General features: G+C 42.0%; 18 protein-coding genes, 1 pseudogene and 1 other annotated feature. All 19 genes and pseudogenes read left to right on the forward strand.

Annotated features, from left to right (window positions below):
* The 19 genes and pseudogenes from HM131_RS08795 (at nucleotide 1) to queA (ending at nucleotide 15,028) form a co-directional block, all read left to right on the forward strand.
* Nucleotides 1-1,431, forward strand: coding sequence for a ribonuclease E/G (locus HM131_RS08795; RefSeq protein WP_085029407.1), 1,431 nt, complete (start codon nucleotides 1-3; stop codon nucleotides 1,429-1,431).
* Between the two features lie 36 nt (nucleotides 1,432-1,467).
* Nucleotides 1,468-1,538, forward strand: a sequence feature (ribosomal protein L21 leader region).
* Between the two features lie 13 nt (nucleotides 1,539-1,551).
* Nucleotides 1,552-1,860 carry a 50S ribosomal protein L21 gene (rplU, locus tag HM131_RS08800; RefSeq protein WP_085029408.1) on the forward strand — a complete coding sequence of 103 codons (309 nt, stop codon included), beginning with the start codon at nucleotides 1,552-1,554 and terminating at the stop codon, nucleotides 1,858-1,860.
* 11 nt (nucleotides 1,861-1,871) lie between these two features.
* Entirely contained in the window at nucleotides 1,872-2,201 is a 330-nt protein-coding gene (locus HM131_RS08805; RefSeq protein ID WP_085029409.1) for a ribosomal-processing cysteine protease Prp, read from the forward strand.
* A gap of 14 nt (nucleotides 2,202-2,215) precedes the next feature.
* Entirely contained in the window at nucleotides 2,216-2,506 is a 291-nt protein-coding gene (gene rpmA, locus HM131_RS08810) for a 50S ribosomal protein L27 (RefSeq protein WP_035546444.1), read from the forward strand.
* 264 nt (nucleotides 2,507-2,770) lie between these two features.
* Nucleotides 2,771-3,289, forward strand: a complete 519-nt coding sequence (locus HM131_RS08815; protein WP_085029410.1) for a Spo0B domain-containing protein — start codon at nucleotides 2,771-2,773, stop codon at nucleotides 3,287-3,289.
* A 13-nt stretch (nucleotides 3,290-3,302) separates the two neighbouring features.
* A complete protein-coding gene (obgE, locus tag HM131_RS08820; protein ID WP_085029411.1) occupies nucleotides 3,303-4,583 on the forward strand; it encodes a GTPase ObgE in 1,281 nt (426 codons plus the stop codon).
* 17 nt (nucleotides 4,584-4,600) lie between these two features.
* Nucleotides 4,601-5,050: an ACT domain-containing protein gene (locus tag HM131_RS08825; protein WP_085029412.1), complete on the forward strand. Its 450-nt coding sequence runs from the start codon at nucleotides 4,601-4,603 to the stop codon at nucleotides 5,048-5,050.
* Nucleotides 5,051-5,064: 14 nt separating this feature from the next.
* Nucleotides 5,065-5,940, forward strand: a complete 876-nt coding sequence (pheA, locus tag HM131_RS08830; RefSeq protein WP_085029413.1) for a prephenate dehydratase — start codon at nucleotides 5,065-5,067, stop codon at nucleotides 5,938-5,940.
* 173 nt (nucleotides 5,941-6,113) lie between these two features.
* Nucleotides 6,114-6,261, forward strand: a pseudogene (safA, locus tag HM131_RS21310) (SafA/ExsA family spore coat assembly protein); the annotation flags it as partial.
* Nucleotides 6,262-7,281: 1,020 nt separating this feature from the next.
* The gene (locus HM131_RS08840) at nucleotides 7,282-8,241 is read left to right on the forward strand and encodes an aminoglycoside phosphotransferase family protein (protein ID WP_085029415.1); all 960 of its coding nucleotides are present in this window, start codon (nucleotides 7,282-7,284) and stop codon (nucleotides 8,239-8,241) included.
* 35 nt (nucleotides 8,242-8,276) lie between these two features.
* Entirely contained in the window at nucleotides 8,277-9,014 is a 738-nt protein-coding gene (gene nadE, locus HM131_RS08845) for an NAD(+) synthase (protein WP_085029416.1), read from the forward strand.
* A gap of 70 nt (nucleotides 9,015-9,084) precedes the next feature.
* Nucleotides 9,085-9,657 carry a YhcN/YlaJ family sporulation lipoprotein gene (locus tag HM131_RS08850; protein WP_085029417.1) on the forward strand — a complete coding sequence of 191 codons (573 nt, stop codon included), beginning with the start codon at nucleotides 9,085-9,087 and terminating at the stop codon, nucleotides 9,655-9,657.
* Between the two features lie 133 nt (nucleotides 9,658-9,790).
* Nucleotides 9,791-10,543 (forward strand): YebC/PmpR family DNA-binding transcriptional regulator, encoded by a 753-nt coding sequence (locus HM131_RS08855; RefSeq protein WP_085029418.1) that lies wholly within the window; start codon nucleotides 9,791-9,793, stop codon nucleotides 10,541-10,543.
* Between the two features lie 151 nt (nucleotides 10,544-10,694).
* Nucleotides 10,695-11,297 (forward strand): hypothetical protein, encoded by a 603-nt coding sequence (locus HM131_RS08860; protein ID WP_085029419.1) that lies wholly within the window; start codon nucleotides 10,695-10,697, stop codon nucleotides 11,295-11,297.
* A gap of 158 nt (nucleotides 11,298-11,455) precedes the next feature.
* Nucleotides 11,456-12,019: a BofC C-terminal domain-containing protein gene (locus tag HM131_RS08865; RefSeq protein WP_085029420.1), complete on the forward strand. Its 564-nt coding sequence runs from the start codon at nucleotides 11,456-11,458 to the stop codon at nucleotides 12,017-12,019.
* Nucleotides 12,020-12,148: 129 nt separating this feature from the next.
* Nucleotides 12,149-12,766: a Holliday junction branch migration protein RuvA gene (gene ruvA, locus HM131_RS08870; RefSeq protein WP_085029421.1), complete on the forward strand. Its 618-nt coding sequence runs from the start codon at nucleotides 12,149-12,151 to the stop codon at nucleotides 12,764-12,766.
* Between the two features lie 18 nt (nucleotides 12,767-12,784).
* Nucleotides 12,785-13,786 carry a Holliday junction branch migration DNA helicase RuvB gene (gene ruvB / locus HM131_RS08875; RefSeq protein WP_085029422.1) on the forward strand — a complete coding sequence of 334 codons (1,002 nt, stop codon included), beginning with the start codon at nucleotides 12,785-12,787 and terminating at the stop codon, nucleotides 13,784-13,786.
* Nucleotides 13,783-13,983: a DUF2905 domain-containing protein gene (locus HM131_RS08880; RefSeq protein WP_085029423.1), complete on the forward strand. Its 201-nt coding sequence runs from the start codon at nucleotides 13,783-13,785 to the stop codon at nucleotides 13,981-13,983. The genes ruvB and HM131_RS08880 overlap by 4 nt, the downstream gene beginning before the upstream one ends.
* Before the next feature lie 19 nt (nucleotides 13,984-14,002).
* Nucleotides 14,003-15,028, forward strand: coding sequence for a tRNA preQ1(34) S-adenosylmethionine ribosyltransferase-isomerase QueA (gene queA, locus HM131_RS08885; RefSeq protein WP_085029424.1), 1,026 nt, complete (start codon nucleotides 14,003-14,005; stop codon nucleotides 15,026-15,028).
* Nucleotide 15,029 lies beyond the last annotated feature (1 nt).

The raw sequence follows: 15,029 nt of genomic DNA on the forward strand, positions 1-15,029 counted from the left end.
ATGAGAAAAATAATGATACATACAAAGTCTTCGGAAAAAACTGGGCTCGTACTGGAAAATGAGCAGATTAGTGAATATATGATGGACAGGCCCGGAAGAGAGGTACTTTCGGGTTCTATTTTTGTTGGAAAAGTTGAAAACGTCCACCGGGGGATGCAGGCGGCCTTTGTAGATATCGGTGAAGAGAAGAACGCGTTTCTAAAGCGTGACCAAATCCCCTGGGCGAAGGAAAAAATAGAGCATACGGTACAAGAAGGGCAAACGTTATTGGTACAAGTTATTAAAGAAGCTAATGGGGAAAAGGGCGCACAAGTGACTACAGACCTTACCCTTCCAGGCCTTTATTGTATATACCAGCCCTTCGGAAGAAAAATATCGGTTTCAAAAAAATTAGGACATCTATCGGAATCTGTAAAGGCTGAGCTTGAAGGCATTGTTGACGGGGAAGAAGGGGGAATTGTCCGTACAGCCGCAGGGAACGAAAAGGCAGAGGTAGTCATAGAAGAGTTCAGTCTATTACGTAAACTGTGGAAGGAGCAGATCTACCCTTTTAGTAAGAAGAAACCACAGCTGGTCTGGAAAGATCTTATTATTCCAGATCAGTTAATAAGAAAATTCCCTATCTCATCTTTAACGGATATTATTGTAGATGAAGTTGATCTGGCGAGTTATTTAAAGAAAAGATATCCTTCTGTAGCTGATAAATTAAGTTGGGTTAAAGAAGTCGAATCTTTACTGCCCTCTGGCATTAATGAATTGCAGGAGACACTGATTCAACCTGTGGTTGAATTGGAAAATGGCGTAGAGCTTGTTATCGAACCAACAGAGGCCATGACAGTTATTGATGTGAACAGCCATCACTATAAAGGAAAATCCTTGTCTGATTCCCAAGCATTAGAAGTCAATACTCAAGCAGCAGAAGCGATAAGCAAACAAATTCGATTGCGAAACCTATCAGGTATTATTTTGATCGATTTCCTTAATATGAAGGATTCTTCTCTGGAAAGAAAACTTGTTGATTTTATGAGAAAACAAACAAAGGAGGACTTGACGAAATCAAATGTTATAGGAATGACCAGGCTGGGGTTGATGGAAATGACAAGAAAGAGAGAAGCATTAAGTCCTGTTCAAGTTCTTTCTAAACCGTTTAAGCCTGCATTTGATAAAGAGACTATGGTGTACAGGATGGAAAGAGAGTTGCTGGCTTATTCCACTCATCCTGCAGAAGCCATACTGGTCGCTGTAAACCCACACCTATATGAAATGAAAAAACGATTGCTTTCTTCTTTAATTTCTAGTAAAATTCCACAGGAGCTATTTGTTAGGCAGGATGCAGATGTATCCGACTATCAAATTGAGCTTGAAGGGTCCGAAAACATGGTGCTTGAAGTGATTCATCGCCGTAAAGTACCTGTTGACAACTTGTTTTGAACTGTGGTAACATTGTTTTGTTATTCTAGTAGCACTCCGATGCTACAACCGCACAGAACAGGTTTTAAACCGATTCCGGTACCTGAATGGCGAGTCTGAGTAAATCGAGGAGGTGCAAGTATGTACGCAATTATTGAAACTGGTGGTAAACAGGTTAAAGTTGAAAAAGGCCAGGAGATCTACGTTGAGAAAGTTAACGCAGAAGCTGGTGAAACTGTAACGTTTGACAAAGTTCTATTTGTAGGTGGAGAAGACACAAAAGTTGGCGCTCCATTCGTTGATGGTGCTAAAGTAACGGCTAAAGTTGAGAAACAAGGTCGTCAAAAGAAACTGACTGTCTTCAAATATAAGCCGAAAAAGAACTACAAGCGTAAACAAGGTCACCGTCAGCCGTACACGAAGCTAGTCGTTGAAGAAATCAACGCGTAAGGTTCGTTCGGATGATTGATGTAAAAATGATTCGCTCAAATGGAGCGGTTAACGGTTTTGAAATTTCAGGACATGCCGAAAGTGGCCCTTATGGACATGATCTCGTATGTGCTGCAGTTTCAGCTGTATCAATAGGTACAGTCAATGCGATCGAGAGGCTATGCCATACAGAACCTCATGTCGAGCAAGGTGGAGAAGGCGGCTATCTGAAAGCTATTCTGCCTTCTGGTCTGACAGAAGATGTGGCTGAAAAAGCTCGTATCTTGCTTGAGGGGATGCTGGTCTCACTAGAAACCATTGAACATGATTATCAGCAATATATAAAAATAACACACCGATAAGGAGGTGGAGACTCATGCTACGTCTTGATTTGCAGTTTTTCGCCCAGAAAAAGGGTGTAGGTAGTACGAAAAACGGCCGTGACTCTGAGTCCAAGCGTCTTGGAGCTAAACGTGCAGACGGACAACAAGTAACAGGTGGTTCTATCCTTTACCGTCAACGCGGTACTAAGGTATACCCTGGTGCAAACGTTGGCCGCGGCGGTGATGACACATTGTTCGCTAAAGTCGACGGTGTCGTTAAGTTCGAACGTTACGGACGTGACCGCAAAAAAGTTAGCGTTTATCCTGTAGCACAGGAAGCGTAAACGAATAGTATAAGGTTTCAATTGAAGCCGCGCTGTGCTTATTGCATAAGCGTGGCTTTTTTGTATTTGGTTATGCTGAACAATGGAGTTATTGAAAATATAGGAGCAACGTTATAGGTGTATGGATAAGGGAAGCCAAAACCTCTGGACTAAAACCGTAACCATAATTGGAGCTTTGTAACGGATTATTGAAACATCGTTTTAGTTTCCTTTCTATCTTTGCTATACTTTTTATTATTATGGATGAACGAGGAGCTGAAGCTGTTGGTTGAAAAAGACATGATCATGCTGCTCAGGCATAAGCGTCATGACTGGATGAATCAAATCCAGCTGATTCATGGTTATGCATCATTAGGCAAACACGACCGATTGATGAATCAACTGGAAGATTTGAGAACTGAGTCCGAGTACGAAAGAAGAATCTTGAACAGTGACGCCGTTAAATTTCCTTTATGGCTGCTTTCGTTTAATTGGAATCATGAGCAATTCAGGTTGAAGTACATTGTCAAAGACGAACTTGATTTATCCCGTCATGATGAAGAGCTTACAGCATTAGCGAAGCGTATGGTTGAATGGATAGGTGAACATAAAGTAGAGGGTGAGCTGTATGAAGGAACGGTTCACTTGTATCAGGGTTTTGATTCCAACTCCATCGGTTTAAGTTGGGAATGGGAAGGACAATTACATAATGGAGAGTCCTTAAAGCAAAGACTGAACAATGAAGGATTCATTGCTACAGTCTTCGATGACCAAGAACTATCCATTGAGATGATGATAGGATGAAGAGGTGAAGAGTATGTTTGTCGATCAGGTTAAAATTTTTGTAAAAGGTGGCGACGGAGGTAACGGCCTAGTTGCGTATCGACGTGAAAAATATGTTCCGAGGGGTGGACCTGCTGGAGGAGATGGCGGGAATGGCGGTGACGTCGTTTTTGAAGTCGACGAAGGCTTGAATACCCTGATGGATTTTCGGTATCAGCACCATTTTAAAGCCAAACGCGGGGAAAATGGAATGAACCAAAAACAGCACGGTAAAAACTCAGACCCCTTAGTTATAAGTGTACCACCTGGAACGACAGTTAAGGATGCAGACACAGATAAAGTCATAGCGGACTTAACGGATCATAAACAAAGGGCTGTCATTGCTAAAGGGGGACGCGGTGGAAGAGGAAACGCTCGCTTTGCTACTGCAAGAAACCCTGCACCTGAAATTGCAGAGAATGGTGAACCAGGTGAAGAATTAGAAGTTGTGGTGGAGCTGAAGTTACTCGCTGATGTTGGCCTGGTAGGGTTTCCGAGTGTTGGGAAATCTACTTTCCTTTCTGTAGTAACAGCTGCCAAGCCTAAAATTGCCGATTATCATTTCACGACTCTCGCGCCTAATCTAGGAGTTGTCGAGAGTCAAGACCACCGGAGTTTTGTGCTGGCTGACTTACCGGGACTTATTGAAGGTGCGCATGAAGGTGTCGGACTAGGGCATCAATTTTTACGACACGTTGAACGTACACGTCTTTTGCTTCATGTGATTGACATGTCGGGTGGGGAAGGGCGCGACCCTTATGAGGACTATGTGACGATTAACAATGAGTTGTCTTCCTATGATAAAAGGTTGGAAAACCGTCCGCAGATCATCGTAGCTAATAAAATGGATATGCCTGATGCGGAAGCCCACTTAGAAATGTTCAAAGAACAAGTCGGGAAAGACGTTATGATCTATCCGATCTCCACGGTGACACGCGAAGGAATCGATGAACTTCTTTATGCTGTTGCGGATTTGCTTGACAGCATTCCAAAACAGGAAGAGCCAATTGAAGAGGTCGATGAACGAGTGGTTTACAAGTTTGAAAAAGAAGAAGCGCCATTTAAAATCACACGTGCAGATGATGGAGCCTATGTTCTTTATGGAGAGAAGATCGAATCTTTATTCAAAAGAACCGATTTTACGAGGGATCAGTCCATCAATCGATTTGCTAGACAAATGCGTAGCATGGGTGTAGATGAAGCTCTTCGTAAACGTGGAGCTAGTAATGGGGATACAGTTCGTATTCTGGACTACGAATTTGAGTTTGTAGATTAAAGAAGGGAGCGGTTGAATTGGCGGATTATAATGAGAAATTTTATTTAGTCCGTAGTGACATCCTCCCAGAGGCTATGAAAAAAACGATTGAAGCAAAGGCTCTTCTTGAACGAGGAAAAGTGGAATCCATTTTTGAAGCTGTTCAGGCAGTCGGACTTTCAAGAAGTGCCTTTTATAAATACAGGGATGCTGTATTTCCTTTTCAGGCTATGGTGAAAGAACAAATGATTACCCTTTTCTTCCATTTAGAAGACCGGGCAGGTACACTGTCTAATCTATTGCAGACGGTAGCGGATTCGGGATGCAATGTTCTAACCATACACCAGACCATTCCTTTACAAGGAAAAGCGAACGTGACGTTGTCGTTGAATACAACAGGAATGGTCCATACGATCGAATACCTTTTACAACAACTGCACAAGCTCGATTTCGTTGATCGTGTAGAAATATTGAGTTCAGGAGCTTAATTGGAGGGAAAGGAATGGAAAACCAACGGATCGGATATTTAGGACCCAAAGGAACATTTACAAAAATGGCTGTCGATGCTCTATTTGACGGGGGATCATTCATTAGCTACGAAAGCATTCCTGCTTGCTTAGATGCTGTTGAGCGTGGAGATATTGAAACAGGTGTCGTGCCCCTTGAGAATGCGATTGAAGGATCGGTTCACTTGACCATCGATTATTTGGTTCATCAGGTAAATCAGGCAATCATCGCAGAGATGACGGTGCCTATTAAGCAGCATCTTCTTGTCCACCCAGACTATCAGGGGGAGAGGGTAAAGAAGATTTATTCTCATAGCCATGCCATTGCCCAGTGTCATCAATATTTACACAAGCATTATCCTGATGCAGAGATCGAATATACAGCATCGACAGGCAGGGCAGCTGAAATAGTTGCTTCTAGCGGCCGTGAAACAGCAGCGATAGGGAATCACCTGGCAGCTGAAGAAAATGGATTGAAATTGCTCGACACGAACATTCATGATTATGATAATAACCACACACGATTTGCTGTTGTTCAAAAAAACCCCAAAACCTTGAAGGTCAAAGATCATACAGTTTCGAAACATAAAACAACGGTGATGGTCACACTACCTAAAGATTACGCAGGAGCATTACACCAAGTGTTAGCTGCTTTTTCATGGAGAAAGATGAACTTGTCAAAAATTGAGTCTAGACCAATGAAAACAGGGCTGGGCAACTACTTTTTCTTGATAGACGTAGACCAACCCTATGATCAAGTGTTATTTCCCGGAGTGCAAGCAGAATTAGAAGCTTTAGGCTGTCAACTTAAAGTCCTTGGCACTTATCCCGCATATCAAATTGATATTCCTGCACCTATTCAGAAAGCATAAATTTTAGAAACCCCCGAAAACCTTTATTTAATTAGGTTCTCGGGGGTTTGTTTATATTTGTTGAAAGAAATTATAGGCTTTTTCATCAATCTTTGGGCTTGTGTTGCATAGAGTGTTATGAAGCTATTATTGTCTTATTGTTTTTCTAGATTTTCAGGAAGGGAGTTGCAATGGTGAGAATTCACATTGTACAAAAAGGCGATACACTCTGGAAGATTGCGAAAAAGTATGGGGTTGATTTTGAAGAGTTGAAATCTGTGAATACCCAGCTTTCCAATCCTGATATGATTATGCCGGGTATGAAAATCAAAGTCCCTCAAGGGAAAAAGCAAGTGAAGAAAGAGGCACCGGCTCCTAAGAAAGAGATGCCAAAGAAAGAGATGCCAAAGAAAGAGATGCCAAAGAAAGAGATGCCGAAAAAAGAAATGCCATCCATGCCTCCTTATAAAGAGAACGTACCGAAACCGATTCCTATCATCAAAGAGGACGAGAAAAAGCCGGTGACCAAAGGCGTCATGGAAAAACCAATGATGCCGATGCAGCCGATCAATATGAATATGCCAATTTCTATGCCTAGCATTGATCAACAAATGCAAAATTATTACACGACATTCCACCTTCCGCAAATGCCAATGCCACAGGCACCTAAACAGGAAGAGAAAATGATGCCGAAGCAGGAAATGCCTAAAAAAGAAATGCCAATGCAGGAGAAGCCTAAAGAAAAGGAAATGCCTACCGAAGACATGAACATGGAACCAGAAGTACAGGGCGCACAATATACGCCTTATATGCCTCAGCAGCCTTACTACCCACCAAGTCAGCCGCAGCTCGTACACTCTGATTTTTATTGCTGCCCGCCACAGCCGTATATGATGCCTGTACAAATGCCAATGTATCAACAGCCTATGCCAATGTATCCGCAACAGATGTACCCGCAACAGGTAGGCGGAGCAGAATATGAAAGCGAGTCCTCTTCAATGATGGGCGGTATGCAGGCTGGTTCAGACTGTGGATGCGGAGATGGCGATGGATACGGACAAAATCCGCAAGCCTATGGGCCGATGATGGGGTATGGACAGAATCCGCAAGCCTATGGACCAATGATGGGATATGGGCAGAATCCGCAAGCTTATGGACCGATGATGGGATATGGGCAGAATCCGCAAGCTTATGGACCAATGATGGGTTATGGACCACAAAGTCATCATATGCCTCAATATTGTGATCCAATGCAGCAGCCACCGATGGGAAATCCGTATATGCCGCAATCTATGGGAGATTGGAATCTACAGCAGCCACAAGGTCAATGGTATCCACAACCTTGGAGGGACGATGAGTTAGATGAAGACTGAACGTAGAGAAGGCGATTCATACACGGATCGCCTTTTTCACTGGCTTCAGCATGTGGAACATATTCCAATTTCCTTTGAAAAGATGATTAAGCCTAAAGTGTATAAAGTGCGTTACAATGGTGAGCCCATGATTCTAAAAGGGTATAGGAGAGCGCAAACGCTACATCAACAGATTGATTTTTTTAAACATTGGAATTACGCCCATCAGACGGCTGCCCGTCCTTTACCATTTGAAGAGAACGTCTATACTAAGAGCAAACTTGGGTGTGAGTGGGGTCTCTTTGAGTGGTTAAAAGGGAAGCATGCGGATTTTGAGAAGCATACGGACAGGGAGATTGCTATCAAAGTTTTGCAGCAGTTTCATCGCACTACGAAAGGCATCGCTGTGCTAGCCATACCAAAAGATCCGTTATATATAAAGTGGGAAAGGCGTCTAGAGCAGTTTGAGAGTACTCGAGATGTCTTTTTCGATTATCGAAAAAACGTCGTTTTCGATGAAATTCGCGAGAGTATGTTAAGACATCTAGAAAGGTTCGCAAATCATCCATGGGGCGAAGTGGAAGAGAAGGCATGGGAGAACCATGAGTGGCTCCATGGAGACTTAGCTCACCATAACTTTATCATTCATCGCAAAACGAACATTAAGCTGATTGATTTCGACTTATTGCATACAGGGCCGAGAGTGTATGATGAAATACAGCTCGCCCAAAGGTTTCTTCCCTATATTGAAGGGCGAAAGGCTTCTGTATTACACTACTTTCAACATGTCAAAGATCAGGACCTCTGGCTCAAAGGCGTGCTCGTACCTGCTGACCTCCTAAGAGAGTGGCTGTACGGATATCGAAGATGCGTAAGGGGAGAAGCTTCGTATATGCGACATATTAAGAAGCTGGAGAAATCCTGGGAAAGCCGGAAGATGTTTGTCCGTTACACAGAAAATATGCTATGATTAGATATCATATGTGTGAAAGGATGAACAATCCGGTGGAGAAAAAAGTCGAGAAAATCGTATTGTGGTTAAAAAACCAAGTTGAACAAGCGAATGTTGACGGGCTGCTTGTAGGGGTAAGTGGCGGCATTGATTCTGCTGTCGTTGCGAACTTGATAAAGAGAGCATGCCCTGATCATTCATTAGGGGTCGTTATGCCTTGTAAAAGCCATTCCAGTGATCAGCAACACGCTCAGAAAGTTATAGAAGCATGTGGTATTAAATCGGTTACAGTTGACTTGACAGAGACACATGAAGTCATGTTCGGAACCATACAAGAGCAATTAAGAAATCAAGACACATACAATCAGGAACAGGCGAAACTGGCAGATGCAAATTTGCGTGCGCGCCTAAGAATGAGTACATTGTACACCATTGCGACCAACCATAAATACTTAGTTGTAGGTACAGACAACGCTGCGGAATGGTACACAGGCTACTTTACTAAATTTGGTGATGGAGGCGTTGACCTTGTCCCACTCGTCCATTTAACTAAAGGCGAAGTCCGTGAAATGGCTGAATATTTAGGAGTACCGGATGAAGTAGTTCATAAACAGCCAAGTGCTGGACTTTGGGAAGGACAGACAGATGAGAATGAGATGGGCACAAGCTACGCTATGATTGATAAATACTTGAAAGGGGAAGAAATCCCTGAAGAAGATAAAAAAATCATTGAAGCTATGCATAAAAGGTCTGCCCATAAACGCCAGCTTCCTCCTTCTCCACCACAGTAATCTGGCGAAAATTAACAGACTAAAACATTCTTCTTGAACCATAGTAAGGGTAAAAAGGAGAATGTTTTTTATGTGGCGAATTTTGCTTATTATGGTCCTTGTTGGGCCTTTAGTGGCTTGTAATGGTGAACAAGAAGCAGCTGATCAGAATAGAGATCAAGACAAATCCCAGGAAGAATCGTTTTACGAGCCTTTAGAATATTCCTCTGATAAAGCAATAGAACGCAGAGGGAAGATTCCTACTGGAAAAGACAGCTACTTTAAGCGCACCGCAGAAGATGAATTTCGTAATTCTAAGTACGGGCAAACGAACCGTTCTCATGATAACGTATTTAATGATGAAGAAGCGATGGCAATAATGGAAAAGGTGAATGAGCTGGAAGAAGTAACGTTGACCCAAGCTTATTCAACAGATGACCATGTCTACGTAGCCGTAATGGTTAATCCATATGACCGGCGCGATCAGTCTGTTACTGAAAAAGTGCAGGCAAAGGTTAAGGAAATAACAGACAAACCTATTTCTATCTACACCAATAATAATAATTGGGATCATATGAAAGATATGAATGCCCGTTTAAAAGCATCGAAAGCACCCGATGATTTGAAGAAAAGGATCAAAGACTTTTTTAACCAAAATAGATGATTTTAAAACGAACAAAAGCGCTACGGAAAATCTTCCTGGCGCTTTCTTTTGTGTTTGCCTGTGGCTTTTATGAATGGTTGAGGTTATGGTATATTAATATAGGAAAAGATTTGCTTTGGAGAGGAGAATGTCCATGGCCGGTCATTCAAAATGGAGTAATATTAAGCACCGAAAAGGGGCGCAGGATGCAAAACGTGGAAAGCTTTTTATGAAGCTGGCACGAGAAATATTCATGGCTGCCAAAGACGGCGGAGGGGATCCTGATACGAACCCTACACTTAGATTAGCTATCGATAAAGCAAGAACAAATAATATGCCCAATGATAATATCGATCGCGCGATAAAGAAAGCGACAGGAGACCTAGAAGGAGTTAACTACGAAGAATATACCTATGAAGGGTATGGGCCCGGCGGAGTTGCTGTAATGGTGAAAGTTTTAACCGATAACAAAAATCGTACAGCTGCTGATGTTCGACATGCCTTTAATAAAAACGATGGGAACTTGGGCGAGAATGGTTGTGTATCTTTCATGTTCAACCGCCAGGGATACCTTGTCATTGACCGGAATTCGGCGGATATAGATGAAGAATCAGTCATGCTTGAAGCCATAGAAGCAGGCGCGGAAGAAATGGAAACCACAGACGAACAGTTTGAAATCTTTACTGAGCCTGAAGCTTTTTCAGACGTTAAAGCTGATCTTGAAGAGAGCGGCTATGCATTCAAATCAGCTGAAGTTACAATGATTCCTGAAACGTATACGTTCCTTGAGGAAGAAGGCGTTGAGAAGATGCTAAAGCTGATTGATATGCTGGAGGATAACGATGATGTTCAGGAAGTTTATCACAACCTTGATGCCGACGAAGAAGTACTAGAAAAACTCTCTTAAAATGCTCCATGAGTTCTGAATACAGAGCTCATGGATTATTTTTTTAGTGATTTATTGATTTATCCGTTCAATTGAACATTTCTTCTGCAAAAATGTGTTTAATTCTTGAAAATAAAAGGAACATGCCTTCTGTAAAAAGGAGGAATGTTTGGTGCGAAAACTATTTTCTATCATTGTCCTCGGGATAATGATATTAGGAATACATACAACCATACACGCTGAGAACCATGGAAAGCCGCCGGTCAAAGAGCTGGAGCAGAAATTCCATAACCTGATTTTTCAAGAAATCGAAGAGGATCAGGAAATAAATAAAGTAAAAAAATATGATTCTAAAGCTGCTTTGAAAGAAGATCTGCTAGAAATTATGACATCTCCATTAGCCGACTCTTACCTGGAACAATATTTTGAAGAAAAGGACGGAGATCTTTATATAATTCCACAAGATGGACCTCAACAGCTTTCTTTTAATCATGACTACGAACTAGAAAAAGTAAACGACTCTTATTATCGGGTAACTCAGCCGGCTAACGACAAGCTTTATACGGGTAGAATAGAAGTAGAATATAGGTATGAAGCAGGGGGGTGGGTGTTTGCTAATCGTATGAACCGTATTTCGACCGATGCAGGAGGAGAAATGCCTGACACCTCTTCCTCTTCTCCGTTAAGGATGATTGTTGGAGTCATCTTAATAGGTACAGGAACAGGACTGATTGCATTCAGAAATGGAAAGCCCCTTAATACTTACACACCTTAAATAACTGAAGTTTCTCAATATTACTGTAAATTAGCAGTATTACTGTGTACTACTTTAAAAGTCTACAACGATAATAGAAATCCCTCCTAAACCCTCATAATATGTTCTGTTTTTGGACACAATAGGAACAGAATTTATTTAATTAGGGGGAGTCTATTATGATACGATGGCTGTTCATCATAGGGATAGTCGTAATCTTTGCAGGGTGGCAGGCAATTCATTTCGAAGAGGAACGTCCGCTTACAGCCAGCGATCTCTCTTACCAGCGAGCCGTAGAGGTAAAGAATGAAGATACAGTCTCAACACTCGTAAAGCCTGAACCATTGAAACTAACGGTTATTTTAAAAGAACACTATATGGACGGGGTAATAGAAACCACAAAAAAAGAAGAAACCATCTGGTCTATGATGGATTTTTGGGCTCAATATGAAGGATGGACAGTTGAAAATCAACAATTGGATCAAGTCGTTTTTAAACGAGAAGTGAAAGACATCTCCCCCTTGACCAAACAACAAGGATATTTCGGCTTGACTGAAGACGGAGAGCTTGCGGTCTTTGAAGGAGAGCCTGAGGATGGTAAAGTGATTGAAGCTTTTAAACCGATTCCGATTAAACCGCTTGAATCCAGAAGAAAAACGGAGTTAAAAAGCGGGATAAAAATAAAAAATTACGATCATTTTGAACAAGTCCTCAAGCAATATTCGACTCAAGGAGAGATATAAGAGACAGTCCCTTGTTATGCAGGGGGCTGTTTTGTATGGATTGCTGGCATTTCTGTCATAGGCGAACATGTGCTTGTGTGATACAATAAAGAGTGCTAAGCATTAAAGGGTAGAGAGGATTTCAAAATTATGATCACATATGTAAAAGGTCAAGTAACAACCATAGATAATGATTCGGTTGTAATAGAAACAGACGGAATTGGCTATGAAATATTATGCGCCAATCCTTTTCATTTTCAGGAACAAATCAATAAAGAAGTCAAAGTTCATACATACCATTATATTAGAGAAGATCAACAGAATTTATATGGGTTTAAGAAAAAAGAGGACAAACAACTTTTCGCTCAGCTGCTGAATGTTTCTGGAATTGGTCCTAAAGGAGCGCTTGCCATTCTTGGCGCGGTGAGTGTACCAGAATTTGTCTCTGCTATTGAACAGGAAGATGAAAAATATTTGACCAAGTTTCCAGGGGTAGGGAAAAAGACAGCAAGACAAATGATCTTAGATCTGAAAGGCAAATTAGTGGTCTGGCTTCCCGATGAACAAAATGAGAGTACCATTTTCTATCAGGAAGATCTAACATCAAAAGAAGTAAGAGCCCACATTGATGATGCCATTGAAGCACTTAAAGCTCTTGGTTATACAGACAAGGAAGTCAAACAGGTACGTACAGAATTGCAGAAAGCGAAACAAGGTACCGTAGACGATTATGTAAGGCAAGGTCTTCAGTTATTAATGAAAACATGAGGGAAAGGAAGATAATACATGGAGGATCGGATGATCTCTGGGGAAATGCAAGAAACAGATCAAGAGATCGAGTTAAGTTTAAGACCAGAAACGCTCAAGCAATACATTGGTCAGGATTTAACAAAAAAGAATCTGAGTATTTTCATCGAAGCTGCAAAGATGCGAGAAGAGCCGCTTGATCATGCCCTGTTATATGGACCGCCCGGGTTGGGGAAAACAACGCTGGCTTCCATCATTGCAAATGAGATGGGCGTTCAATTCCGTACAACAGCTGGGCCGGCAATCGAAAGGGCAGGAGATCTTGCTGCGATTTTATCCTCGCTGGAACCGGGAGATGTATTATTCATAGATGAGATCCACCGTTTGCCGAGATCCGTGGAAGAAGTTCTCTATCCAGCGATGGAAGACTTTTGTCTGGATATTGTTGTAGGTACGGGGCCAAGTGCACGGTCAGTACGTCTGGATCTTCCACCATTTACACTAGTAGGAGCAACGACGAGGGCAGGACTTTTGTCCGCACCGCTTAGAGATCGTTTCGGTGTTCATTGTCGGCTGGACTATTATGATACAAAAGCTTTGTGTTCAATCGTTGAGCGAACAGCTGAGATTTTTAATGAAGAAATTAATGCAAATGCTGCAGTAGAAATAGCAAGAAGATCAAGAGGAACACCAAGGATTGCAAACCGTCTGTTCAAAAGGGTCCGCGATATTGCGCAGGTTAAAGGAGAAGAAATCATATCAAAAGAAACCGCTCAGGAGGCCTTAGAAATGCTTCAGGTGGATGCGGAAGGCTTAGACTTTATCGATCATAAGCTATTAAAAGGGATCATGGATGGGTTTCGCGGAGGACCTGTGGGACTTGATACGATATCAGCTACGATTGGAGAAGAGCCTCAGACGATTGAAGACGTATATGAGCCTTTTCTTTTGCAAATCGGCTTTATTCAAAGGACTCCACGCGGACGGGTCGTGACTCCGAAAGCCTACGCTCATTTTAACCGGGAGGTGCCTGGCTCTTGACGGGGTTTGGTAAAATCTTTATTGTAATAGGGATTGTGTTTATCGTGATTGGACTACTGTGGAGTTTTATTGGGAAATTGCCAGGTGACCTTACCTTTAAAAAAGGTAACGTGACCTTCTACTTTCCAATCATGACTTCAATTATTGTAAGTATTGTTCTTTCATTGATATTCTATTTTATCGGAAAAATACGTTAAGGAAGAATAGGGGATTCATATGGATATTAAGCAGTACGATTTTGATTTGCCTGAGGAATTAATTGCACAGGTTCCCTTACAAGACCGCTCATCTTCTAGATTGATGGTTTTGGACCGTGCACAAGAAACAATTGAACATCACTATTTTTCAGATATTAGTCAATTCATTCAACCTGGCGATTGTTTAGTATTAAACGATACAAGGGTGTTGCCAGCCCGCCTTTATGGGGCTAAAGAAGGTACGGGTGGAAAAGTAGAAGTACTTCTTCTTCATCAGTCAGAAGGTGATGAATGGGAGGTGCTTGTGAAGCCTGCTAAGAAAGTGAAAGCTGGTACGAAAATCACCTTTGGTAATGGACAGCTTGTGGCTGAATGTACAGAAATTCAAGAACATGGGGGCCGTAAAGTCCGCTTTTCATATGAAGGAATTTTTCTAGAAGTGCTTGAGTCGCTTGGAGAAATGCCTCTGCCTCCATACATTAAAGAACAACTGCCAGACAGAGAACGTTACCAGACGGTCTATGCGAAGGAAGAAGGTTCAGCAGCAGCCCCTACGGCAGGGCTTCACTTTACAACTGAGTTACTTCAGTCGCTTGAAGAAAAAGGAGTGGAGATTGCTTATTTAACTCTTCATGTAGGTTTAGGGACTTTCCGTCCAGTCAGTGTGGATCAAATTGAAGAACATGACATGCATGCGGAATTCTATCAGCTTTCTGAAGAAACGGCTGAGCAATTGAATCGTGTTAAGGAAAATGGGGGGAAGATCATATCAGTCGGTACGACCTCTACTCGAACCCTTGAAACAGTTATTAGAGATTATGGCACATTTACAGCTGCCAGCGGGTGGACGGATATTTTCATTTACCCACCACAAAAATTAAAAGCAATTGACGGTTTGATTACTAATTTCCACCTACCGAAATCGACGCTAATCATGCTTGTCAGTGCATTTGCTGGCCGTGATTTCATATTAGAAGCATACAACCGCGCTGTTCAAGAGAGGTATCGGTTCTTCAGTTTCGGAGATGCTATGCTAATTTTATGAA

This window comes from Halobacillus mangrovi (assembly GCF_002097535.1).
Lineage (GTDB): Bacteria > Bacillota > Bacilli > Bacillales > Halobacillaceae > Halobacillus > Halobacillus mangrovi_A.